This window comes from Mycobacterium branderi, assembly GCF_010728725.1.
GTDB lineage: Bacteria > Actinomycetota > Actinomycetes > Mycobacteriales > Mycobacteriaceae > Mycobacterium > Mycobacterium branderi.
Genome location: NZ_AP022606.1, coordinates 4,398,331 through 4,419,864 on the forward strand (window position 1 = coordinate 4,398,331; position 21,534 = coordinate 4,419,864).

Consider the following 21,534-nt stretch of genomic DNA (forward strand, 5'->3'; position numbering starts at 1 on the left):
CTTAGTATACTAAGTTGCGTGACCACAGCCAAGGCTTCCCGCGCGCCCGACCTGGTAGCCGCCACCCTGCGTCGCCGGATTCTGTCCGGCGAGCTGACCCCCGGCGACTGCCTGCCGCCGGAAGCCGAGCTGGTCAGCCAGCTGGGCGCCAGCCGCGAGACCGTCCGCATGGCTCTGCGGCTGCTCGACGCCGAGGGTCTCACCACGACCAGTCAGGGCCGCAGCGGAGTGCGTATCCGCCACCCCGAACCCGAGCGGGTCGCCCGTTCACTGGTGCAGCTGCTCACCCTCACCGGTGCGACGTGGGGTGACCTGCTGGCATTCCGCAAGATGCTCGAGCCGGCCGCCGCGGCACACGTCGCCGAGTACGCCTCCGCCGACGAACGAGGCGCGCTCGCCGCCGTCGCCGATCGCGGCATCGCCCGCGACGGCACCGGCTATCACGAATTTCACGAACTGCTGGTACAGGCAAGCGGAAATCCTTTGCTGACAACGGTTTTGGCGGCTGTCGAGCAGGCTGTCCGGTGGGCGGCCGCCGAGCAGGACATCACCCAATTCGACCGCGACGAAGCCGCCAAGTCGCATCGCGCGATCGCCAAAGCGATCAGCGACCACGACCCGCGTCGTGCCGAACACCGAATGCGCCGGCATCTCGACGCCGCTCTCAAGCACGTCGAGGCGTCCGGACTGCTTGGCGCGCCGATGATCCCGCCGTCGCGCTGGCGCGGCGAAAACAGCGACCTGCCCTGGCGTTAATAGACCTGTGCCCAACAGTCTGTGCTGGTCAGACGCACGAATCCGCAGACAGGCCAGGCTCGGCGGACGATGATGTGCAGATGGGCAGCACCACGAAGTCGGCGCCGAAGCACCCAAAGGCCGACAAGAAACACGTCCGCTTGCAACCGAACGACGAGCCGGGCGCACTCGACGTCGTCATGTCGACCCGCAGTCCGTTCCCGCCGATCGACGAGTACGCGTTCCTATCCGATTGCGAGAACACCTGTCTGATCGCCCCGAACGGCGCGGTGGAGTGGATGTGCCTGCCGCGCCCGGATTCACCGAGCGTCTTCGGCGCCATCCTCGACCGCAGTGCCGGGCATTTCCGCGTTGGCCCGTATGGCCAAAACGTCCCGTCGCTGCGGGTCTACCGGCCCGGCGGACTGATCGTCGAGACGACGTGGCAGACCGAGACCGGCTGGCTGACCGTCCACGACGCGCTGGTCATGGGCGCGTGGCACAACACCGACAAGCGCTCGAAGACGCATCGGCGCGCGCCGACCGACTGGGATGCCGAGCACATCCTGCTGCGGGTGATCAAGTGCGTAAGCGGCACGGTGGAAGTCGAGGTGAGTTGCGAACCGGCCTTCGGCTATCACCGCAACGAAGCCAAATGGGCCTACACCGGGCAGGTTTACGAGGAGGCGACGGCGACCTGCGCCGGCGGCGACGGCGATTCCTACCCGACGCTCAAACTGACCACGAACCTGCGACTGGGCATCGAAGGGCCGGAGGCCAATGCCCGTACCCGGATGGTCGAGGGCGACGAGGCTTTCGTCGCGCTGTCGTGGTCGCCGCTGCCGGCGCCGCGAACCCAGGAGGAAGCGGCCAAGAAGATGTGGCAGACCTCCGAATGCTGGCGGCAGTGGATCACCATCGGCAAGTTTCCCGATCACCCATGGCGCGGTTATCTGCAGCAGAGCGCGCTGGCGTTGAAGGGCCTGACCTATGCGCCCACCGGCGCGCTGATGGCGGCGTCAACCACGTCGCTGCCGGAAACGCCTGGAGGCGTACGGAATTGGGATTATCGCTACGCCTGGGTGCGCGATTCGACGTTTGCCTTGTGGGGTTTGCATTCGCTTGGCCTGGACCGGGAAGCCAACAACTTCTTCCATTTCCTGTCGGACGCCGCGGTCGACGAGGACGGCAACGCGCAGACGCTTCAGGTGATGTACGGAGTGGGCGGCGAGAAGACGCTCACGGAGGAGGAGCTGCCGCACCTGTCCGGATACGACGGCGCGCGACCGGTGCGGATCGGCAACGGCGCCTACAACCAGCGCCAGCACGACGTCTGGGGCACCATGCTCGACTCGGTGTATCTGCATGTGCGGCCCCGCGCACACGTGCCGGAACGGCTGTGGCCCATCCTGAAGCGACAGGTCGAAGAAGCGATTGAAAACTGGCGGCTGCCCGACCGCGGGATCTGGGAAGTGCGGGGCGAGCCGCAGCACTTCGTGTCCTCCAAGGTGTTCTGCTGGGCCGCACTCGACCGCGGCGCGAAATTGGCCGCGATGCACAACGAAAAGGAATATGCCACAAAGTGGAGCAGCATCGCCGACGAAATCAAGGCGGACGTGCTGGCCCACGGCGTCGACGAACGTGGAGTGTTCACGCAGCGCTACGGTGATCCCGCGCTCGACGCGTCGGCGTTGATGATTCCGCTGCTTCGTTTCTTGCCGCCGGAGGACCCGCGGGTGCGTGCGACCGTGCTCGCGATCGCCGACGAACTGACCGTCGACGGATTGGTATTGCGGTACAAGGTTGAGGAGACCGACGACGGGCTCGTGGGCGAAGAGGGGACGTTCACGATCTGCTCGTTCTGGCTGGTGTCGGCATTGGTGGAGATCGGCGAACTGACCCGGGCCAAGCAGCTATGCGAACGCCTGCTGGCATTCGCCAGTCCGCTCAAGCTCTACGCGGAGGAAATCGACACTCGCACCGGACGTCATCTGGGCAACTTCCCGCAGGCGTTCACCCATCTGGCGCTGATCAACGCCGTCGTGCACATCATCCGCGCCGAGCAGGACATGTTGTCCACTGGCGAGTTCGCTTACTAGCTTTCAGTCCTTGCCACGCCAGACGCGCTCGAAGGGCAGCCGCCACGCCCGCGGCGCGATCAGCTGGTGGATGGCGTTGGGTCCCCACGAGCCCGGGTCGTAACTGCGCACCGGCGGCGGGTCTTCCAGCAGCGGCTCGGATACTTCCCACAAGCGCTCGATGCCCTCTGCGGTGGTGTAGAGGGTCCGGTCGCCGTGCATGGCGTCGAGGATGAGTCGCTCGTAGGCTTCGAGCACCTCTTCGGCGTGACCGGTCTCCTGCATGGCGAACTGCAGGCTCAGCTTGTCCAGCTTCATTCCCGGACCGGGCCGCTTGCCGTAGAACGACAGCGACATCTTCGCCACGTCCGCCAGGTCGAACGTCAAATGATCCGGACCATGTTGTCCCACACCGGATCCCGGGGGGAACATGCTCTTCGGCGGCTCGTGGAACGCGATCGAGATGATTCGCTGTCCCTCCGCCATGGCCTTGCCGGTGCGCAGATAGAACGGCACCCCCGCCCAGCGCCAGTTGTCGATTTCGCATTTGAGCGCGATGAACGTCTCGGTGTCCGACTCCGGCGAAACGCCGGGTTCGTCCCGATAGCCTTTGTACTGTCCACGCACCACCTGGTCGGGATCCAGTGGGCGCATCGAGCGGAATACCTTGTTCTTCTCGTCGGTGATTGCAAGGGGCGCCAGCGCGGTAGGTGGCTCCATCGCGACGAACGCCAGAATCTGGAACAGGTGAGTGACCACCATGTCCCGGAAGGCGCCCGTCGATTCGTAAAACTTCGCGCGCCCCTCGAGGGTGAGTCTCTCCGGCACGTCGATTTGAATGTGGTCGATGAAATTCCGGTTCCAGATCGGTTCGAACAACCCGTTAGCGAAGCGGAATGCGAGGATGTTCTGCGCGGGCTCCTTGCCGAGGAAATGGTCGATCCGGAAGATGCGTTCTTCGTCGAATCGCTTGTGAATGGCCGCGTTCAGTTCTTGCGCGCTCTGCAAATCGGTGCCGAACGGCTTCTCCATGATCACCCGGGAGTGCTCTACCAGATCCGCCTGGTAGAGCGTTTCTAGTACGGCCATTGCCGCCGACGGCGGCACGCTCAAATAGTGCAGCAGCCGGGCGTTACCGCCGAGGGTCTCGAGCTGCTCGCGCACGGCTTTCGCGAGGCCTTCCGGGCCGGCGTCTTGGGGCACGTACACCAAGTTCTGGGTGAATTGCTCCAACTGGTCGTCGCTGGCTTTGCGTCTGGCGAACTCGCGGCAGGCCTTGTCGGCCAGGGTGCGAAAGCCGTCGTTGTCGAGATCGTCCAGCGACGTACCGACGATGCGGATTTCCGGAGCGAGGTTCGAACGGGACAGGTGGTAAAGGCCGGGCAGCAGCTTACGGCGCGCTAAATCGCCTGTGGCACCGAACAAGACGACGACATGAGGCTCTGCCCGTTTGCCCGTCTCCTTGGCCCCCCGGCCCTTTGCGGGATCGGTCACAGCCCGATCGTAGCCACCGCGGGGTGTGCGGCGAGGAGAAAACGGCGGTTCAGACCGTGAAGCCGAGCGCGCGCAGCTGGTCGCGGCCGTCGTCGGTGATCTTGTCCGGGCCCCACGGCGGGTTCCACACCCAGTTGATCCGCAGCTCGTCGACGAGACCGGCGCCGATCAGCGCGGTCCGCGACTGGTCTTCGATGACGTCGGTCAGCGGGCAGGCCGGCGACGTCAGCGTCATGTCGATCAGCGCGACGGTGCCCTCCTCCCCCTCTTCCAGGTTCAGGCCGTAGACCAGTCCCAGGTCGACGACGTTGATGCCCAGTTCGGGGTCGACGACGTCGCGCATCGCCTCCTCGATGTCGGCGAGCAGCTCGTTATCCGGTGCGGCGGTCATCTGCAACCTCCTCTGCACTGGCCTGAGCCAGTGCGTCTTTAAACGCCATCCAACCGAGCAGCGCGCATTTCACCCGGGCCGGGTACTTGGCGACCCCGGCGAACGCGACGCCGTCGCCCAGGATCTCCTCGTCACCTTCCACGTTGCCACGCGAGGACACCATCTCGGTGAACGCCGCGACGGTTTTGATCGCCTGGCCGACGCTTTGGCCGATCACCTGCTCGGTGAGCACCGACGTGGCGGCCTGGCTGATCGAGCAGCCCTGCCCGTCGTACGAGACGTCGGCGATGTGCTCACCGTCGTCGGACAGCGCCACTCGCAGCGTCACCTCGTCGCCGCAGACCGGGTTGACGTGGTGCACCTCGGCGCCGAACGGCTCGCGCAGCCCCCGGTGCTGCGGATGCTTGTAGTGATCCAGGATCACGTCCTGATACATCTGCTCGAGGCGCACTGCTCACTCTCCCCCGAAGAACTCCAGTGCCCGCCGCACACCGGCCACCAGCCGGTCCACCTCGTCGAGCGTGTTGTACACCCCGAACGACGCCCGCGCGGTGGCGGCCAGCCCGAAGCGGCGGTGCAGCGGCAGGGCGCAGTGGTGCCCGACCCGCACCGCGACACCCTCGTCGTCGAGCACCTGGCCCACGTCGTGCGCATGCACGCCGTCGACAACAAACGACACCGGTGATCCCCGATTCTCCATCGAGGTCGGCCCGATGATCCGCACGCCGTCGATGCCGGAGAGACCCTCGATCGCGGCAGCGGTCAACTGACGTTCGTGGATTTCCAGAGCGTCCATGCCGATGTCGCCGAGATAGCGTGCGGCCGCGGCCAATCCGACGACCTGCGAGGTCATCGGGGTGCCCGCCTCGAAGCGCTGAGGCGGTGGCGCGTAAGTGGACGCCTCCATCGCGACGTTCTCGATCATCGACCCGCCGGTCAGAAACGGCGGCATCGCGGCGAGCAGCTCGCGGCGACCGTAGAGCACACCGATCCCGTTGGGGCCCAGCATCTTATGGCCGGAAAACGCGGCGAAGTCGACGTCGAGCGCATGGAAGTCGACCGGTTCGTGCGGCACCGACTGGCAGGCGTCCAGCACGGTCAGCGCACCGACCGCTTTAGCCCGCTCGACCAGTTCGGCCACCGGCGCCCGCGCGCCGGTGACGTTCGAATGATGGCTGAAGGCCACCACTTTGACGTTTTGGTCCAGTTGCAGGGAGTCGAGATCGATACGGCCGTCGTCAGTCACGCCGTACCAGCGCAAGGTGGCGCCGGTGCGCCGGGCCAGTTCCTGCCACGGCACCAGGTTGGCGTGATGTTCGAGCTCGGTGGTGACGATGACGTCTCCCGGCCCGACGGCATGCTCGAAGCGGTTGTCGCCCAACGTATAAGACAACAGGTTGAGCGCCTCGGTGGCATTCTTGGTGAACACCAGCTCGTCGGGGTGCGCGCCGACGAATGCCGCGATGTCGGCGCGGCCCTGCTCGTAGGCGTCGGTGGCCTCTTCCATCAGCTGGTGGGCACCGCGATGCACCGCGCCGTTGGAGGTGACCAGGAACTCGCGTTCGGCGTCGAGAACCTGTACCGGGCGCTGCGAGGTGGCGCCGGAATCCAAGTAGGCCAACTGCTTTCCGCCCCGCATCACGCGCTTGAGGATCGGGAAGTCGGCGCGGATCGCAGCAACGTCGAGTGGGGCCACCTGTTATGCCCCCGTGGCCGCCGCTTGCGTCTGGGTGAAGCGCACGTATCCCTGCTCTTCAAGCTCGTCGGCCAGCTCCGGTCCGCCTGACTCGATGATCTTGCCGCCGACGAACACGTGCACGAATTGCGGATGGATGTAGCGCAGGATGCGGGTGTAGTGCGTGATCAACAGGATGCCGCCGTGGACTTCCTCGGCGTAGCGGTTGACGCCCTCGCTCACGACCCTTAAGGCATCGACGTCCAGGCCGGAGTCGGTCTCGTCAAGGATCGCGATCTTGGGCTTCAGCAGACCGAGCTGCAAGATCTCGTGACGCTTCTTCTCACCACCGGAAAAGCCTTCGTTGACACTGCGTTCGGCGAAGGCCTGGTCGATGTCGAGGGCCTCCATCGCGGCCTTGACCTCTTTGACCCAGTGCCGCAGCTTGGGTGCCTCGCCGCGTACCGCGGTGGCCGCGCTGCGCAGGAAGTTCGACATCGACACGCCCGGCACCTCGACGGGGTACTGCATCGCCAAAAACAGTCCGGCCCTGGCGCGTTCGTCGACGCTCATGTCCAGGACGCTTTCGCCGTCGAGGGTGATAGACCCGGACGTCACCGTGTACTTCGGGTGCCCGGCGATCGCGTACGACAGGGTGGATTTGCCGGATCCGTTGGGGCCCATCACTGCGTGGGTCTCACCGGAGCGCACGGTCAGGTTGACGCCGTTGAGAATGGGGATCTCTTGGCCGTCCGCCTGGTTTTCTACGCTGACGTGCAGGTCTTTGATTTCCAGAGTGGTCATGATGTCTTCGCTGTGTTTCTTTCTGAAATGGCCAGTTCGTGTTCGATGGCGTTGGTCAGGCGCTCGCGCACCTCGGGGACTGCGATCTTGGCGATGATCTCGTTGAAGAAACCACGAACCACCAAGCGGCGGGCCTGCTCTTCGGGGATGCCGCGGGAGCGTAGGTAGAACAGTTGCTCGTCGTCGAATCGTCCGGTGGCGCTGGCGTGTCCGGCGCCGACGATTTCGCCGGTCTCGATTTCGAGGTTGGGCACCGAGTCGGCGCGCGCGCCGTCGGTGAGCACCAGGTTGCGGTTCACCTCGAAGGTGTCGGTGCCGGTGGCTTCGGCGCGAATCAGCACGTCGCCCACCCAGACGGTGTGTGCGTCGGGCAGGTTCGAGTCCGGAACTCCTTGCAGCGCACCCTTGTACAGCGCGTTGGACTTGCAGTCCGGGTGAGCGTGGTCGACCAGCAGCCGGGACTCGAGGTGCTGGCCGTCGTCGGCGAAGTACAGGCCGAGAAGCTCGGCATCGCCACCCGGCGCGGCGAATCGGACATTGGCCGACATCCGCACCAGCTCACCGCCCAGGGTGACGGCGACGTGCCGCAGCACCGCGTCCTTGCCCAACGCGGCGTGGTGCATGCTGACGTGCACGGCGTCATCGGCCCAGTCGGCGATCCACACCACCGTGAGCCGGGCGGCGTCGCCGACGACGAATTCGACGTTGTCGGCGTAGGTTCCGCTGCCGCGGTGATCGACGACGACGACGGCTTCGGCGAGTTCTTCCACCCGGATCTGCAGGTGGCCGTAGGCGGTTGCGCCCTCACCGGGACCCTCGATCGCGATGTCCACTGGCTCGGCGGCGTTGACGGTAACCACAGTGGCCGAGTTGAACGACGAAAACGCCTGCGCGGCAACCCGGTCGGCGGGCGCTCCGGCTTGGCCGAGTCGTTGGTCGCCGCGCCGCACCGTTTCCACGGTTACCCCGGGACGTTCGGCGACGGTGACCTTGGCGATGCCGGTGGCCGGCGCCGACCCGTCGTGCAGACCGCGCAGGCGTCGCAGCGGGGTGAACCGCCAGATCTCATCGCGGCCGTGCGGCACCTCGAAGGCGTCGACGTCGAACGAGGTGAAGACCTCGCCCTTGTTGGCTGCGGTCAGGGCCGAACCCTCGACCGCTTCGGTCAGATTCGTCACTAGCCGACCGCGCCTTCCATCTGCAGCTCGATCAGCCGGTTGAGCTCCAGGGCGTATTCCATCGGCAGTTCCTTGGCGATCGGCTCCACGAAGCCGCGCACCACCATCGCCATCGCCTCGTCCTCGGTCAGGCCGCGGCTCATCAGGTAGAACAGCTGGTTCTCGCTGACCTTGGACACGGTGGCCTCGTGGCCCATCGTGACGTCGTCCTCGCGGATGTCGACATACGGGTAGGTGTCACTGCGGCTGACCGTATCGACCAGCAGCGCATCGCATTTCACGCTGGAGCGCGATCCGTGTGCGCCCTTGTTGACCTGGACCAGGCCGCGGTAGGACGCCCGGCCGCCGCCGCGGGCCACCGACTTGGACACGATGTTGCTCGACGTGTTCGGCGCCAGGTGCAGCATCTTCGCGCCGGTGTCCTGGTGCTGGCCCTCGCCGGCGAACGCGACTGAGAGCACCTCGCCCTTGGCGTGCTCGCCCGTCATCCAGACCGCCGGGTACTTCATCGTGACCTTGGAGCCGATGTTGCCGTCGATCCACTCCATCGTGGCGCCGGCTTCGGCGCGGGCACGCTTGGTGACCAGGTTGTAGACGTTGTTCGACCAGTTCTGGATCGTGGTGTAACGCACGCGAGCATGCGGTTTGACGATGATCTCCACCACCGCCGAGTGCAGCGAGTCCGACTTGTAGATCGGGGCCGTGCAGTTGTGCACCGCAAAGCCATACGCGAGATAGCTATCGGGCTTCTCGACGTCGAGGTTGTACACCGGCTCATGCGCCTCGCGCACCGACCGCCTCTTGATTGGCACGGCGAAGTAGTCGCCGCAATCGCGTGCTTGCTTCGGTCCATGGCCGCCCTCGGTCCACTGCACCTGATAGATGTCCTTGCGAGTAACGTTGCGGCCCATAATCACGCCGGGACCAGCGGGGCGACGCAGTTCGACGGTCGCGTAGTGACCCAACCGTGCCAGGATCGACTGCAGCTGGAACGCCCAGATACGCGACGTCGTATGTACGCGCTTCCACAGCGCACCACCACGCCGCGTGACGTTGCCATCGCCGTTGACATAGGCGTCGACAAGCTCGCGCAGAAACGTCTCGTCCTGGCGCATCAGGGTGTCGGACAGCTTCTTGTTCGCCGAACCGGACCCGACGTGCTGACGCATCGCCGCGTATCCAGCCTTGGTATAGACGAGGACCCGTGCGGAATGCTTGTGCTCTTCGATAAGCACGGAGCCCGTCGTTTCGTACAACGACTTGCACGCCTGCTGCACCTCTTCGACGTAGTCGAACTCGTTGCTGTTAAACGAGAAGACAAGCGATTCAGCATGATTGGTGAGACAAGCGTGACCCTCGGCCAGGTAGTAACCAGCCAGCCGTGCGAACTCAAGCGGCAGAACCGTCTTGTGCGGGATCGGCTTCGGCTTCGGGTAGACCAAGAAGTCGCCCTCGTTGACGTCTTTAGCCGCAATCCAGCGCGGTTCGGCACATTTCAGCTTCGCGCTGTTCACCTCGGGCTGCCAACCATTGCGGGGCTGACGTCGTACCAGGACTTCATCGCGCGGAATAACGAGCAGCGGATGCTCCGCCGTCACGCTGAACTTGTTGGCGGGCGACATCGGCGTGAAGCTGAACAGTTCGCCGTTAAGGTCGCGCATTTGCACAGCTGTCACCCGATGCGGCCGCCCATCGTGACCCTGGACGCAGTCGCCGACCCGGATCGACTCGATCGGTCGCAAGTCGCCGTCAGCGGTGGTAATCAGCTCACCGGCCGGCAGGCAGCCCTCGACGTAGTGCACATAGGCGCCCTCGTCGGCGATGATTAGGGTTCGCTCGAATTGGCCCATGTTCTCAGTGTTGATCCGGAAGTAGGCCTGCAGCGGAATGTCGACGTGCACACCCGGCGGCACGTAAATAAAGGAACCGCCACTCCATACTGCCGTATTCAATGCAGAAAACTTATTATCGCCCGCCGGAATTACAGTTCCAAAATATTCCTTGAAAATATCTGGGTACTCCCGCAAACCAGTATCAGTGTCTAAGAATATGACCCCTTGGGCCTCTAAATCCTCTCTGATCTGGTGGTAAACAACTTCTGACTCATACTGAGCCGCTACTCCAGCAACTAATCTTTGCTTTTCCGCTTCCGGAATTCCAAGTTTGTCGTAAGTATTCCTGATATCCTCTGGCAAATCATCCCAAGTTGCCGCCTGCTTTTCGGTGGAGCGCACGAAGTACTTGATGTTGTCGAAGTCGATGCCCTCGAGGTTGGAGCCCCACTTCGGCATCGGCTTGCGCTCGAAGATCCGCAGCGCCTTGAGCCGGTTCTGCAGCATCCATTCCGGCTCGTTCTTCTTGGCCGAAATGTCGCGCACCACAGCCTCGGACAGGCCACGCTGCGCGCTTGCGCCGGCGATGTCGGAGTCGGCCCAGCCGTAGCCGTACCGGCCCAGCGAAGCGATGGCCTCTTCCTGGGACAGGGGTTCACCTATCGGGCGAACCTCGGGGGTGGTCGTCATCTACGACGCTCCTTGCTTGCTCGTGGTGGCTTCGACGCGGGCTGTGCGCCGAAGGGTCGGTAGCTTCTCGGGGTTCAGCGGGACGTGCGTGGTGCAGGCGCAGTCGCCGTTGACGATCGTCGCCAGCCGTTGCACGTGGGTCCCAAGCACCTCGGCCATGGCCTGCTGCTCGGTTTCGCACAACTCCGGAAACTCCTCGGCCACATGCGACACCGGGCAGTGGTGCTGGCAGATCTGCACGCCGTGGATCGGTCCGTCGACCCGCGTGGTGGTGGCGACATACCCGGCTTTGGTCAGCGCGTCGGCAACCCGCTCGGCGGCAGCTTCCAGCTCGGTGTCCGTGTCAGACTTGGGCGCCTCGACACCGGACAAGATCGCGTCGATGCGCTGCCGGGCGAAGGTGCGGACCGCGTCCTCGCCGCCGATCTCGCGCAGCTGACGCATCGCCGCCGACGCCAGGTCGTCGTAGCTGTGGTCCAGCTTCGCGCGACCGGCCGCCGTCAGCCGGTACCGCTTCGCCGGACGGCCCCGCCCCACCTGCTGCCATGCCGCCGCGGGAACCGACTCGGCGTCACCGGCGTCGATGAGGGCGTCCAGGTGGCGTCGGACCCCGGCCGCGGACAGGCCGAGCCGGTCGCCGATCTGCCCTGCTGTGATGGTCCCGGACTCCAGCAGCAAGCGCACGACGGCGCTTCGGGTGTGGCCGTCGTGCGTCGAAGCAATGGCCGGCGCGTCCGCGCCGTCGACGTGGGCCGGGATTTTCACAACACCAGTGTGACGCAATTCCGGCGACCGGTCCAGCCGGCCACGCCCACCCGGCGGTTACGCTGCACTGATGGCTGCCCGCCACCACAACCTGAGTTCGTCGATTGCCCGCTGGCATGGCGACGAACAGACCGTCGGGCCGCCGCTCGACCCTAGCGAGCTGGTCGCGGTCCGACGCACCCGGCTGTTCGGCGGCGCCGGCACGGTGCTGATGGCGATCGGCGCGCTGGGGGCCGGGGCGCGGCCGGTGGTCCAGGACCCGTCGTTCGGGGTCCGGCTACTCAACCTGCCGTCGCGGATCCAGACGGTGTCGTTGACGATGACCACCACCGGCGCGGTGATGATGGCGCTGGCCTGGCTGATGCTGGGACGTTTCGCGCTCGGCGACCGGCGCATGTCGCGCGGCGAGCTGGACCGCACCCTGTTGCTGTGGGCGATCCCGCTGTTGGTGGCGCCGCCGATGTACAGCAAGGACGTCTATTCCTATCTGGCGCAAAGCCAGATTTGCCGCGAGGGGCTCGACCCTTATCGAGTGGGTCCGGCTCCCGGGCTGGGCCTGGGGCACGTGTTCACGCTGTCGGTGCCCAGCCTGTGGCGCGAAACACCCGCCCCGTACGGGCCCCTGTTCTTATGGGTGGGACGCGGGATTTCGGCGCTGACCGGGGAAAACCTCGTCGCGGCGGTGCTGTGTCACCGATTGGTCGTGCTGGCCGGCGTGGGCCTGATCGTGTGGGCAACGCCGCGGCTGGCCCGGCGCTGCGGCGTCGCCGAGGTCAGCGCGCTATGGCTGGGCGCCGCCAACCCGCTGCTGATCATGCATCTGGTCGCCGGCATCCACAACGAAGCGCTGATGCTCGGGCTGATGCTCACCGGCACCGAATTCGCACTGCGGGGCGTGGACTCCACGCGGCGGCTGATTCCCGAACATCGCAGCCGGTGGCGGGAGTGGGTGCCGCTGGCCGAACTGCTGGCCGGCGCGGTCCTGATCACGCTGTCCTCGCAAGTGAAGCTGCCGTCGCTCTTGGCGCTGGGGTTCGTCACCATGGCGTTGGCCTGCCGCTGGGGCAGCAGCCTGCGGGGCTTGCTGCTGGCGGGCGGGCTGATGGCGAGCTTGGCGCTGGCCGTGATGGCACTGGTCGGCTGGGCCAGCCGGCTGGGCTTCGGCTGGATCTTCACCCTCGGTACCGCCAACGTGGTCCGCAGCTGGATGTCGCCCCCGACGCTGCTCGCGCTGGGAACCGGCCAGGTGGGCATTCTGCTGGGCCTGGGTGATCACACCACTGCCGTGTTGTCGCTGACCCGCGGTATCGGCGTGCTGATCATCGCGGTGATGGTGTGCTGGCTGCTGTGGGCGGTGTTCCGCGGCCGACTGCATCCGGTCGGCGGGCTCGGCGTCGCGCTCGGCGTCACGGTGCTGCTGTTCCCGGTGGTGCAGCCGTGGTACTTGTTGTGGGCGATCATCCCGCTGGCAGCGTGGGCCACCCGGGCCGGCTTCCGGATCGCGGCCATCGGCGTCACGATCGTCGTCGGCGTCTTCGGGCCGACCGCCAACGGCGACCGCTTCGCGCTGTTCCAGATCATCGATGCCACCGTCGCCAGCACGATCATCGTTTTGCTGCTCATCGCCGCGACCTACACCCGCCTGCCGTGGCGCCAATTGCGCAGCGAGGGCGCCGAACTGCTTCACGACGCGCTGACGCCGGATGTGCTGAGCGACACGAAGACCCGGCAGCCTGCGCCGGTGCCCGGCGCTTACGCTGAGTCCCCGTGAACTCGGCCTCCAACGTCCCGGTGCGGTTGCGCGGGGTATCCAAGCAGTACGGGTCGACGACCGCCGTGGACGGCTTGGACCTCGAGGTACATGCCGCCGAGGTCTTTGCGCTGCTGGGCCCCAACGGGGCCGGCAAGACGACGACGGTCGAAATGTGCGAGGGCTTTGTCCGGCCCGATGCCGGCACTATCGAAGTGCTGGGCCTGGACCCGATCACCGACAACGCCCGACTGCGGGAACGCATCGGGGTGATGCTGCAGGGCGGCGGCGGCTACCCGGCCGCCCGTGCCGGCGAGATGCTCGAGCTGGTGGCCTCCTATGCCGCCGACCCGCTGGATCCGCAGTGGCTGCTGACCACGCTGGGCCTTACCGAGGCCGCCCGCACCACCTACCGGCGGCTGTCCGGCGGCCAGCAGCAGCGGCTGGCGCTGGCGTGCGCGCTGGTCGGCCGCCCCGAGCTGGTGTTCCTCGACGAACCAACCGCGGGCATGGACGCGCACGCCCGGTTGCTGGTGTGGGAGCTGATCGACGCGCTGCGCCGCGACGGCGTCACGGTGGTGCTGACCACGCACCAGCTCAAGGAGGCCGAGGAACTGGCGGACCGGCTCGTGATCATCGACCACGGGGCGGCCGTCGCCGCCGGAACGCCGACCGAGTTGATGCGCAGTGGCGCCAAGGACCAGCTGCGGTTCAGCGCGCCTCCCCGGCTCGACCTGTCGTTGCTGATCGCCGCCCTGCCGGAGAACTACCGAGCCAGCGAGCCGGCCCCCGGCGAGTACCTGGTCGAAGGACCCGTCGACCCGCAGGTGCTGGCCACGGTGACGGCGTGGTGCGCACAAATCGACGTGCTGGCCACCGACATGCGCGTCGAGCAACGCAGCCTGGAGGACGTGTTCTTGGATCTGACCGGCCGGGAGTTGCGATCATGAGCGAATCGCCTTTTCCCCCAGGAACTTTCACGCCCAACCCGCGACCCAGCGCGGTGCCGCGGATGCTCGCCGCGCAGTTCAGCCTCGAACTGAAGCTACTGCTGCGCAACGGCGAGCAGTTGCTGCTGACCATGTTCATCCCGATCACGCTGCTGGTCGGGCTGACGTTACTGCCGCTGGGCTCCTTCGGCGACAATCGCGCGGCCACCTTTGTGCCCGCGATCATGGCACTGGCGGTGATCTCCACCGCGTTCACCGGCCAGGCGATCGCGGTTGCGTTCGACCGCCGTTACGGCGCCCTCAAACGGCTCGGCGCCACCGCGCTGCCGATCTGGGGCATCATCGCGGGCAAATCGCTGGCCGTCGTCACCGTCGTGTTCCTGCAGGCAATCGTCTTGGGGGCCATCGGTTTTGGGTTGGGATGGCGCCCCGGGCTTGCCGGGCTGGCGCTGGGGGCGGTGATCATCGCACTGGGCACCGCCGGGTTCGCCGCGCTGGGCCTGCTGCTGGGCGGCACCTTGCGCGCCGAGATCGTGCTGGCGGTCGCCAATCTGCTGTGGTTCGTCTTCGCCGGGTTGGGCGCGTTGACCGTGGAGACCAGCCTGGTGCCGACCGCCGTCAAGTGGGCCGCGCGGCTCACCCCGTCCGGAGCGCTCACCGAGGCGCTGTCGCAGGCGATGAGCGTGTCGGTCGACTGGTTCGGCGTCGCCGTGCTGGCAGCGTGGGGCACGCTGGGCGCATTGGCCGCGCTGCGCTGGTTTCGCTTCACCTGACGACCTACTACGGCTTGTAGTTCTCGGTCGCTTACGATCGGGTCGTGACGACCACGACCATGCCCGTCGGCCGCTGGCTGCTGCGGCTGGTGGATCTGCTGCCGCTGCCCAGCGTGCGCGCGCAGCGGGCGATCGCGGCGCTGGTCATCCTGAGCCAGGGCGGCATCGCCGTCACCGGCGCCATCGTCCGCGTCACGGCGTCCGGACTGGGCTGTCCCACCTGGCCACAGTGCTTCCCGGGCAGCTTCACCCCGGTCGCCGTCGCCGAAGTGCCGCGAATCCACCAGGCGGTCGAGTTCGGCAACCGCATGGTGACCTTCGCCGTGGTGATCGCCGCGGCGCTGGCGGTGCTCGCGGTCACCCGGGCGCGCCGCCGCACAGAAGTCCAGGTCTATGCCTGGCTGATGCCCGCCTCGACTGTGGCGCAGGCGGTGATCGGCGGCATCACCGTGCTCACCGGCCTGCTGTGGTGGACGGTGGCCATCCATCTGCTGGCGTCGATGACGATGGTGTGGCTGGCCGTGCTGCTCTACGTCAAGATCGGCGAACCCGACAACGGCGTGGTCAGCCAGACCGTGGTCAGGCCGCTGCGCGGGCTGACCCTGCTCAGCGCGATCACGCTGGCCGCCGTGCTGGTAACCGGCACGCTGGTGACGGCGGCCGGCCCACACGCCGGCGACACCAGCCCGACGCGGATCGTGCCGCGGCTCAAGGTCGAGATCACCACGCTGGTGCACATGCATTCGTCGCTGCTGGTGGCCTACCTGGCGCTGTTGATCGGGCTGGGTTTCGGGCTACTGGCCGTACACGCTCCCAGGGCCGTGCTGCTGCGGCTGGGTGTGCTGGTGCTGCTGGTCTGCGGCCAGGGCCTGATCGGCACCGTGCAGTTCTTCACCGGCGTGCCGCCCGCGCTGGTGGCGGTGCACGTCGCAGGCGCCGCCTTGTGCACCGCGGCCACCGCCGCGCTATGGGCGTCGATGCGAGAGCGGACCCAACCCGAGCCGCTCCAGGGCTGACTCGACGCAGAGCGCGAACTGACGCTGCGCGTCCTGCCGCGTGGCGTCGTCCAGCAGCTCCCAGCCCAGCGACGGCGCGACCAGATCCAGGGTGGTCAACCGCCTGTCATCGGTGACGTCCGCGCGGGCGTACAGCAATTCGTCGGTGCCGATCCCCACGTGTTCGGCGGCGGCCCGCAGCGCCGCATGCCCGACGTCCCACAGCTCGAAGTCGGCGTCGACCGGTCCCCGCGGGCCGAATGCGTATGACTGCGTGCCGCCGAAAAAGACCAATGCGGCGGGGCTTTCGGCTTTCGGCTGCGTCGGCACCCCGGCGCGCTCGAGCGCGCGCAGGTACTTCCGATCGCTGTTCCAGGCGACGACGTCGGGGGCGTTGAGCAGGTTGGTCACCCGCCTGGTCCAGGCCAGAAACTCCTTACCCCGGTCGCCCGGAGCGTCCCGCAGGATGACCAGGTCGGCCCGCAGCGTGTCGGGGTCGTCCCAGGGGAGCGTCCGGGCGTGCAATCCGCGCGTGCGCAGGGCGGCGATCAGGCCGGCGTCGTCGCCCGATCCGGCCAGCACGATGCGGGGATGGCGAATATCGGGCCGGGCCAACTTCATGCGCGCTCCACAATTGCGGATCATAGTGGGCATGCACGCAATCGAAGTCGCCGAAACCGGCGGACCCGAAGTCCTGCGTTACGTCGACAAACCGCGGCCTTCTCCCGCGGCCGGTGAGGTGTTGATCAAGGCCGAAGCGATCGGCGTCAACTTCATCGACACCTATTTCCGGTCTGGGCAATACCCCCGCGAGTTGCCGTTCATCCTGGGCAGCGAGGTGGCCGGCAGGGTGGCCGCAGTGGGCGACGGCGTGGCGGCGCTCGCGGTCGACGACCGGGTGGTGACCGCCGCCGCGTCGGGTGCCTATGCCGAATTCTGCTCCGCGCCAGCCGATTTAGTTGCTCAGGTGCCTGCGGCGGTGGATTTCGACGTGGCAGCCTCAGCGCTGCTGAAGGGCATGACCGCGCACTACCTGCTCAAGTCGGTTTATCCGGTGCAGCCCGGGGACACCGTGCTGGTTCATGCCGGGGCAGGTGGCGTTGGTCTGATTCTGACGCAGTGGGCCACCAGTTTGGGGGTACGGGTGATCACGACGGTGTCTACGCCGGCCAAGGCCGAGTTGTCCCGGCAAGCCGGCGCCACCGACGTATTGGACTATCCTGGCGACGACGCCGACGAATTCGGCAGGCGGATACGGGAATTGACCGACGGCGCAGGTGTGGCCGCGGTGTACGACGGGGTCGGGGCCAGCACTTTCGATGCCAGCCTGGCCAGCCTCGCCGTGCGGGGAACGTTGGCGCTGTTCGGCGCGGCAAGCGGACCTGTTCCGCCGGTCGATCCGCAGCGGCTCAACGCCGCCGGCTCGGTGTATTTGACCCGGCCGATGCTGGCCCATTTCACCCGCACCGCTCAGGAATTCGCTTGGCGCTCAGAGGAGTTGTTCGACGCGATTGCCGCGGGCTCGATCAGCGTGACGGTCAGCGGCCGCTATCCGCTGGCCGACGCTGCTCAAGCACACCGAGACCTGCAGGGCCGCAAGACCGTCGGCTCGGTCGTGCTAGTGCCCTAGCGTGGTTCACTGTCGTGCTCCCAGCTCCCTGGCAGCATCGGAGTCCTTGGGCCGGCAGCCAACTCATCAATCTCCAGCGTCGTCAACCCCGCGGCCCGCTCGACGGCATCGCTACGCACCGTCCCGGCGAAACCCAACGGCCCGGCCCCCTGCTCGGAGGCCATCGTCGGGCCGTCCCAGTCCGGGTCGAGCTCGACGTTCATATCCATGTACTTGTCGCCGCTCTCCGACTGTCTCGTCCGCCGGCGACGACGCGCCCGCGCCTGCTCCCGCGCCGCCGACCCCGCGGCAGCCGCGGCCGAATCAGACTCCGGCGCCTTGCGTTTCGCACTGGAGCTCGCACCGGTACTCATCCCCGACCCGACACCGATACCGGGCGGACCCACCACATAAGGCGGGAAAAACCCAGCCGCACCCGCAGCCGGCGGAGCGGGCGGTGCCGCCGAACCAGCGGCCGTGCTCACCGTCGCAGTAGCCGCGGGCGCCGGCGCCGTCGCAAAGGTTCCTGCAGGAGCAGCCGCCGTCGGGGCTACCCCAATTGCCGCCAACACATTCGGGGCCACCGCAACCGGCGCCGGCACCGGCGCGACCGCGGGCTGAGCCGATGCGGCCAATCCCGCCAACCCCGCCAGGCCGGCGAACGGACCAAGGCCGGCAATGACCAGGCCAAGAGCCGGCCCCATCAGCACCGGGGCGAACTGGAGCACGGTGGAGAGCAGCTGGCTCGCGTGGAATGCCAGGTCGGCCAGCACCATCGGAAGATCGGTCAGCAGCGCAGCCGGGTTGGTGAGTAGATCGTTCAGCAGAAGCTGACCGTATCGAGCCATCTCGCCGCCTACATCGATCCACCACTCTGGATCGGTGGGGCTCAGCTCGCCGTCATGAATCCCATCATCGCCGTGGTCATGGCCGCTGTGGTCGTGATCGAGGATTTGCGGTGCGGTGGTGGTTTGTGGTGTCGACGCCACTGCGGTGTCCGAGACGGCCTGATAAGTGCTCATCGTGGTGGCGGCCTGAACCCACATCCGCGCGTAGTCGGCCTCGTTGAGCGCGATCGGAATCGTGTTGATACCAAAGAAATTCGTCGCCACCAACACCGTATGCACCGCATGATTAGCCGCCAACCCGCCCAGCGTCGGCATCGCCGCCAGCGCGGCGGTATACGCCCCCGCCACACTCTCATGCGCAGCAGCCGCCGCAGCACTGTCAGCACTGGCCTGACTCAGCCACGCCAGATACGGCGCATGCGCCCCCACATACGCCTCGGCGGTCGGACCCTCCCACGCCCCGCCATGCACCGACGCCAACAACGCGCTCAGTTCCTCTGCCACAGAAGCGTATTCAGAACTCAGCGACGACCACGTACCCGCCGCCGCCAACAACGGCCCCGGCCCCGGACCACTACTGAGCAACGCCGAATGCACCTCCGGCGGCGATGCCATCCACACCGGCGCCATCACGATCGGCCGCCGGCGATCGAGCACGACGACAGCGCAGCGGCCGCCCGTCGCGCGGCCAGGATTTCACGCACGACGCGCAGCGTCATGCCAGATACTCCTTTCATTGTCTTCATCCCCCGTCGATACTTGCCTCACGGGAGCCGCCAGCTACAGCCGAATCTTGGTCGCTGATAGGCTATTTAGCCGCCCCATTTGGCGGCTTCGGCTTGGTCGCGGGCCAGCATCGAGACGGTGTTGGTCTCGTGCGTGCCGGCCATCGCGTGATAGGCCCGCACCAGATCGGCCATCGCCTGATTCCACTGCACCTGCCACGCCTGATAGGTCATCCCGGTATCGCCCTGCCACGCCGCCGACAACGCCGCCTGCTCGGACGCGATATCCGCCCCCAACCCCTGCATCGTGGCCGCATAGGAGGCCATGTCCCCGGCATGCACCAGCATCGCCGGATAGTTGTACATAATCTGCGACATCAGAAACCTCCCGTGTACGTCGACGCGGCCGCGGCATCGGCGGCCACATAGGTACCCGCCGCATCACCCAAATTGGCCTGCGCGACATCCAGCAGCGCATTCACCTTCGCCGCCACCTCCACAAACCGGGCATGCGCGGCCTGAAACGCCGCCGCCGACTCCCCCACATGAAACGCCTGCGCCGACACCGCCTCCTGCTCGGCCTGACCGATCGTCGAGCGCATCAACCCCGCCTTAGCCGCAAACGCCGACTGCGACGCCACCAACTGCGGAATATGAGCATCCAACAAACTCATCACTTACTTCCTTTCCTCATCAACCACCCAACTACCCGGCACCATGGGAACCCTTGGGCCACCACCGAACTCATCACCACCCAACCTCGCCAACCCCCGCTCCACAGCATCACCACGCACCGTCCCGGCAAAACCCAACGGCCCCGCCCCCTGCTCCGAGGCCACCGTCGGCCCGTCCCAGTCCGGGTCGAGCTCGACGTTCATATCCATGTACTTGTCGCCGCTCTCCGACTGCTTCGCCCGCCGGCGACGACGCGCCCGCGCCTGCTCCCGCGACCCTGCCGCCGCGGCAGCCGCCGCCGAATCAGACTCCGGCGCCTTGCGTTTCGCACTGGAGCTGGCACTGGTAGGCATCCCCGACCCGACACCAATACCCGGCGGACCCACCACATAAGGGGGAAGAAAGCCCGTACCACCGGCGGGCGGCGGCGATCCCGGCAGCGGCGATGGACTGCCCGCCGTGCTCGCAGTGGCCGTGGGTGCGGGCGCCGGTGCGGTCGCAGGGGCCGCCGCGGCGGGCGCGGCCACCGTCGGAGCTATTGCGATGGCCGGCAGCGGGATGGGCATCGCGACCACCGGTGCGGGTGCCGGCGCAGGGGGCGCTGGCAGCCCGGCCAGGCCCGCCAACCCGGCGAAGCCACCTATTGCTCCGAAGGGCGCAATCGCGAAGATGGCGCCGGCCGCCAGCAACTCCGGCTGGGTTCCCAAAAACCCGGCTATCTGTGCGATATGGGTTGGCCAGTCGAACATCTCGAGCGCAACCAGATACTGAAAAGCCAACGCCGGATTTGTCTGGAGGTATACGAAAAACTGTTGAAAATCCTCAAACAGTTCGAGGGCACGAACCACCCAGTAGATCGGTTGCCCCGGGTTGGTGTAGGCGTCGTAGGGCAGGCCGTTCACGGTGCCCTGAGCGGGGTTCCAATTGATCCCGAAGTTCTTCAGGACGTTCGCAATGAGATCGTCTAGCGGGTTGTCCACCGTTGGGTCGGGGAAGGGGTTTCCGGAGTCTTGGGTTGAGGCGTCGGACTTCTGAATCTGCGGTGCGGTGGTGGTTTGTGGTGTCGACGCCACTGCGGTGTCCGAGACGGCCTGATAAGTGCTCATCGTGGTGGCGGCCTGAACCCACATCCGCGCGTAGTCGGCCTCGTTGAGCGCGATCGGAATCGTGTTGATACCAAAGAAATTCGTCGCCACCAACACCGTATGCACCGCATGATTAGCCGCCAACCCGCCCAGCGTCGGCATCGCCGCCAGCGCGGCGGTATACGCCCCCGCCACACTCTCATGCGCAGCAGCCGCCGCAGCACTGTCAGCACTGGCCTGACTCAGCCACGCCAGATACGGCGCATGCGCCCCCACATACGCCTCGGCGGTCGGACCCTCCCACGCCCCGCCATGCACCGACGCCAACAACGCGCCGAGTTCCTCTGCCACAGAAGCGTATTCAGAACTCAGCGACGACCACGTACCCGCCGCCGCCAACAACGGCCCCGGCCCCGGACCACTACTGAGCAACGCCGAATGCACCTCCGGCGGCGAAGCCATCCACACCGGCGCCATCACCG

The 21,534-nt window shown here is 66.6% G+C and carries 20 protein-coding genes; 7 read left to right on the forward strand and 13 right to left on the reverse strand.

Features of this window, described 5'->3' with window-relative positions:
• Positions 1-18 precede the first annotated feature (18 nt).
• Positions 19-756 (forward strand): FadR/GntR family transcriptional regulator, encoded by a 738-nt coding sequence (locus G6N47_RS21235; protein WP_083134576.1) that lies wholly within the window; start codon positions 19-21, stop codon positions 754-756.
• Positions 757-935: 179 nt separating this feature from the next.
• A complete protein-coding gene (locus G6N47_RS21240; RefSeq protein ID WP_232080376.1) occupies positions 936-2,834 on the forward strand; it encodes a glycoside hydrolase family 15 protein in 1,899 nt (632 codons plus the stop codon).
• Positions 2,835-2,837: 3 nt separating this feature from the next.
• Here the strand turns inward: G6N47_RS21240 and zwf are convergent, their stop codons facing one another.
• From zwf to G6N47_RS21280, 8 genes are read right to left on the reverse strand one after another with little or no spacing between them, the layout of a single operon-like run.
• Positions 2,838-4,307 carry a glucose-6-phosphate dehydrogenase gene (zwf, locus tag G6N47_RS21245; protein ID WP_083134574.1) on the reverse strand — a complete coding sequence of 490 codons (1,470 nt, stop codon included), beginning with the start codon at positions 4,305-4,307 and terminating at the stop codon, positions 2,838-2,840.
• A 49-nt stretch (positions 4,308-4,356) separates the two neighbouring features.
• Positions 4,357-4,704: a metal-sulfur cluster assembly factor gene (locus G6N47_RS21250; protein ID WP_139799744.1), complete on the reverse strand. Its 348-nt coding sequence runs from the start codon at positions 4,702-4,704 to the stop codon at positions 4,357-4,359.
• On the reverse strand, positions 4,679-5,134 hold the full coding sequence (gene sufU / locus G6N47_RS21255; protein ID WP_139799750.1) for a Fe-S cluster assembly sulfur transfer protein SufU: 456 nt from the start codon (positions 5,132-5,134) through the stop codon (positions 4,679-4,681). The genes G6N47_RS21250 and sufU overlap by 26 nt, the downstream gene beginning before the upstream one ends.
• An 18-nt stretch (positions 5,135-5,152) precedes the next feature.
• The gene (locus G6N47_RS21260) at positions 5,153-6,394 is read right to left on the reverse strand and encodes a cysteine desulfurase (RefSeq protein WP_083134571.1); all 1,242 of its coding nucleotides are present in this window, start codon (positions 6,392-6,394) and stop codon (positions 5,153-5,155) included.
• A 3-nt stretch (positions 6,395-6,397) separates the two neighbouring features.
• On the reverse strand, positions 6,398-7,177 hold the full coding sequence (gene sufC, locus G6N47_RS21265; RefSeq protein ID WP_083134570.1) for a Fe-S cluster assembly ATPase SufC: 780 nt from the start codon (positions 7,175-7,177) through the stop codon (positions 6,398-6,400).
• Complete coding sequence (gene sufD, locus G6N47_RS21270; protein ID WP_083134569.1) at positions 7,174-8,355, reverse strand: Fe-S cluster assembly protein SufD; 1,182 nt, start codon at positions 8,353-8,355, stop codon at positions 7,174-7,176. The genes sufC and sufD overlap by 4 nt, the downstream gene beginning before the upstream one ends.
• On the reverse strand, positions 8,355-10,877 hold the full coding sequence (gene sufB / locus G6N47_RS21275; protein WP_083134568.1) for an intein-containing Fe-S cluster assembly protein SufB: 2,523 nt from the start codon (positions 10,875-10,877) through the stop codon (positions 8,355-8,357). The genes sufD and sufB overlap by 1 nt, the downstream gene beginning before the upstream one ends.
• A complete protein-coding gene (locus G6N47_RS21280; protein ID WP_083134567.1) occupies positions 10,878-11,678 on the reverse strand; it encodes a helix-turn-helix transcriptional regulator in 801 nt (266 codons plus the stop codon).
• A 34-nt stretch (positions 11,679-11,712) separates the two neighbouring features.
• On the opposite strand from G6N47_RS21280, the gene mptB reads away from it, so the two are divergent.
• Genes mptB through G6N47_RS21300 form a run of 4 tightly spaced genes read left to right on the forward strand, consistent with a single transcriptional unit; the run spans position 11,713 to position 16,131 of the window.
• Positions 11,713-13,413, forward strand: coding sequence for a polyprenol phosphomannose-dependent alpha 1,6 mannosyltransferase MptB (gene mptB, locus G6N47_RS21285; protein WP_083134566.1), 1,701 nt, complete (start codon positions 11,713-11,715; stop codon positions 13,411-13,413).
• 20 nt (positions 13,414-13,433) lie between these two features.
• Positions 13,434-14,342, forward strand: a complete 909-nt coding sequence (locus G6N47_RS21290; RefSeq protein WP_083134601.1) for an ABC transporter ATP-binding protein — start codon at positions 13,434-13,436, stop codon at positions 14,340-14,342.
• Positions 14,339-15,115: an ABC transporter permease gene (locus G6N47_RS21295; RefSeq protein WP_083134565.1), complete on the forward strand. Its 777-nt coding sequence runs from the start codon at positions 14,339-14,341 to the stop codon at positions 15,113-15,115. The genes G6N47_RS21290 and G6N47_RS21295 overlap by 4 nt, the downstream gene beginning before the upstream one ends.
• A 59-nt stretch (positions 15,116-15,174) precedes the next feature.
• On the forward strand, positions 15,175-16,131 hold the full coding sequence (locus G6N47_RS21300; RefSeq protein ID WP_083134564.1) for a COX15/CtaA family protein: 957 nt from the start codon (positions 15,175-15,177) through the stop codon (positions 16,129-16,131).
• Here G6N47_RS21300 and G6N47_RS21305 read toward each other — a convergent pair.
• A complete protein-coding gene (locus G6N47_RS21305) occupies positions 16,081-16,731 on the reverse strand; it encodes an ATP-grasp domain-containing protein (protein WP_083134563.1) in 651 nt (216 codons plus the stop codon). The two genes, G6N47_RS21300 and G6N47_RS21305, sit on opposite strands and share 51 nt — an antisense overlap.
• Positions 16,732-16,762: 31 nt before the next feature.
• Between G6N47_RS21305 and G6N47_RS21310 the strand changes: the two genes are divergently transcribed.
• Positions 16,763-17,740: a quinone oxidoreductase family protein gene (locus G6N47_RS21310; protein ID WP_083134600.1), complete on the forward strand. Its 978-nt coding sequence runs from the start codon at positions 16,763-16,765 to the stop codon at positions 17,738-17,740.
• Here the strand turns inward: G6N47_RS21310 and G6N47_RS21315 are convergent.
• From G6N47_RS21315 to G6N47_RS21330, 4 genes are all read right to left on the reverse strand, one after another.
• Complete coding sequence (locus G6N47_RS21315) at positions 17,737-19,200, reverse strand: PPE family protein (RefSeq protein ID WP_083134602.1); 1,464 nt, start codon at positions 19,198-19,200, stop codon at positions 17,737-17,739. The two genes, G6N47_RS21310 and G6N47_RS21315, sit on opposite strands and share 4 nt — an antisense overlap.
• Before the next feature lie 179 nt (positions 19,201-19,379).
• Positions 19,380-19,670 carry a WXG100 family type VII secretion target gene (locus G6N47_RS21320; protein WP_083134562.1) on the reverse strand — a complete coding sequence of 97 codons (291 nt, stop codon included), beginning with the start codon at positions 19,668-19,670 and terminating at the stop codon, positions 19,380-19,382.
• Positions 19,670-19,966, reverse strand: a complete 297-nt coding sequence (esxG, locus tag G6N47_RS21325) for a type VII secretion system protein EsxG (RefSeq protein ID WP_083134599.1) — start codon at positions 19,964-19,966, stop codon at positions 19,670-19,672. Before esxG ends, G6N47_RS21320 begins: the two co-directional genes overlap by 1 nt.
• A 3-nt stretch (positions 19,967-19,969) precedes the next feature.
• Positions 19,970-21,532 (reverse strand): PPE family protein, encoded by a 1,563-nt coding sequence (locus G6N47_RS21330; protein ID WP_179966408.1) that lies wholly within the window; start codon positions 21,530-21,532, stop codon positions 19,970-19,972.
• Positions 21,533-21,534 lie beyond the last annotated feature (2 nt).

Bases quoted from the DNA above. Each gene is read 5' to 3' on its own strand.
- G6N47_RS21240 (WP_232080376.1), top strand. From the start codon at position 936: ATGTCGACCCGCAGTCCGTTCCCGCCGATCGACGAGTACGCGTTCCTA.
- sufU (WP_139799750.1), bottom strand. From the start codon at position 5,134: ATGTATCAGGACGTGATCCTGGATCACTACAAGCATCCGCAGCACCGG.
- sufC (WP_083134570.1), bottom strand. From the start codon at position 7,177: ATGACCACTCTGGAAATCAAAGACCTGCACGTCAGCGTAGAAAACCAG.
- sufB (WP_083134568.1), bottom strand. From the start codon at position 10,877: ATGACGACCACCCCCGAGGTTCGCCCGATAGGTGAACCCCTGTCCCAG.
- mptB (WP_083134566.1), top strand. From the start codon at position 11,713: ATGGCTGCCCGCCACCACAACCTGAGTTCGTCGATTGCCCGCTGGCAT.
- G6N47_RS21295 (WP_083134565.1), top strand. From the start codon at position 14,339: ATGAGCGAATCGCCTTTTCCCCCAGGAACTTTCACGCCCAACCCGCGA.
- G6N47_RS21300 (WP_083134564.1), top strand. From the start codon at position 15,175: ATGCCCGTCGGCCGCTGGCTGCTGCGGCTGGTGGATCTGCTGCCGCTG.
- G6N47_RS21305 (WP_083134563.1), bottom strand. From the start codon at position 16,731: ATGAAGTTGGCCCGGCCCGATATTCGCCATCCCCGCATCGTGCTGGCC.
- G6N47_RS21310 (WP_083134600.1), top strand. From the start codon at position 16,763: ATGCACGCAATCGAAGTCGCCGAAACCGGCGGACCCGAAGTCCTGCGT.
- G6N47_RS21320 (WP_083134562.1), bottom strand. From the start codon at position 19,670: ATGTCGCAGATTATGTACAACTATCCGGCGATGCTGGTGCATGCCGGG.
- esxG (WP_083134599.1), bottom strand. From the start codon at position 19,966: ATGAGTTTGTTGGATGCTCATATTCCGCAGTTGGTGGCGTCGCAGTCG.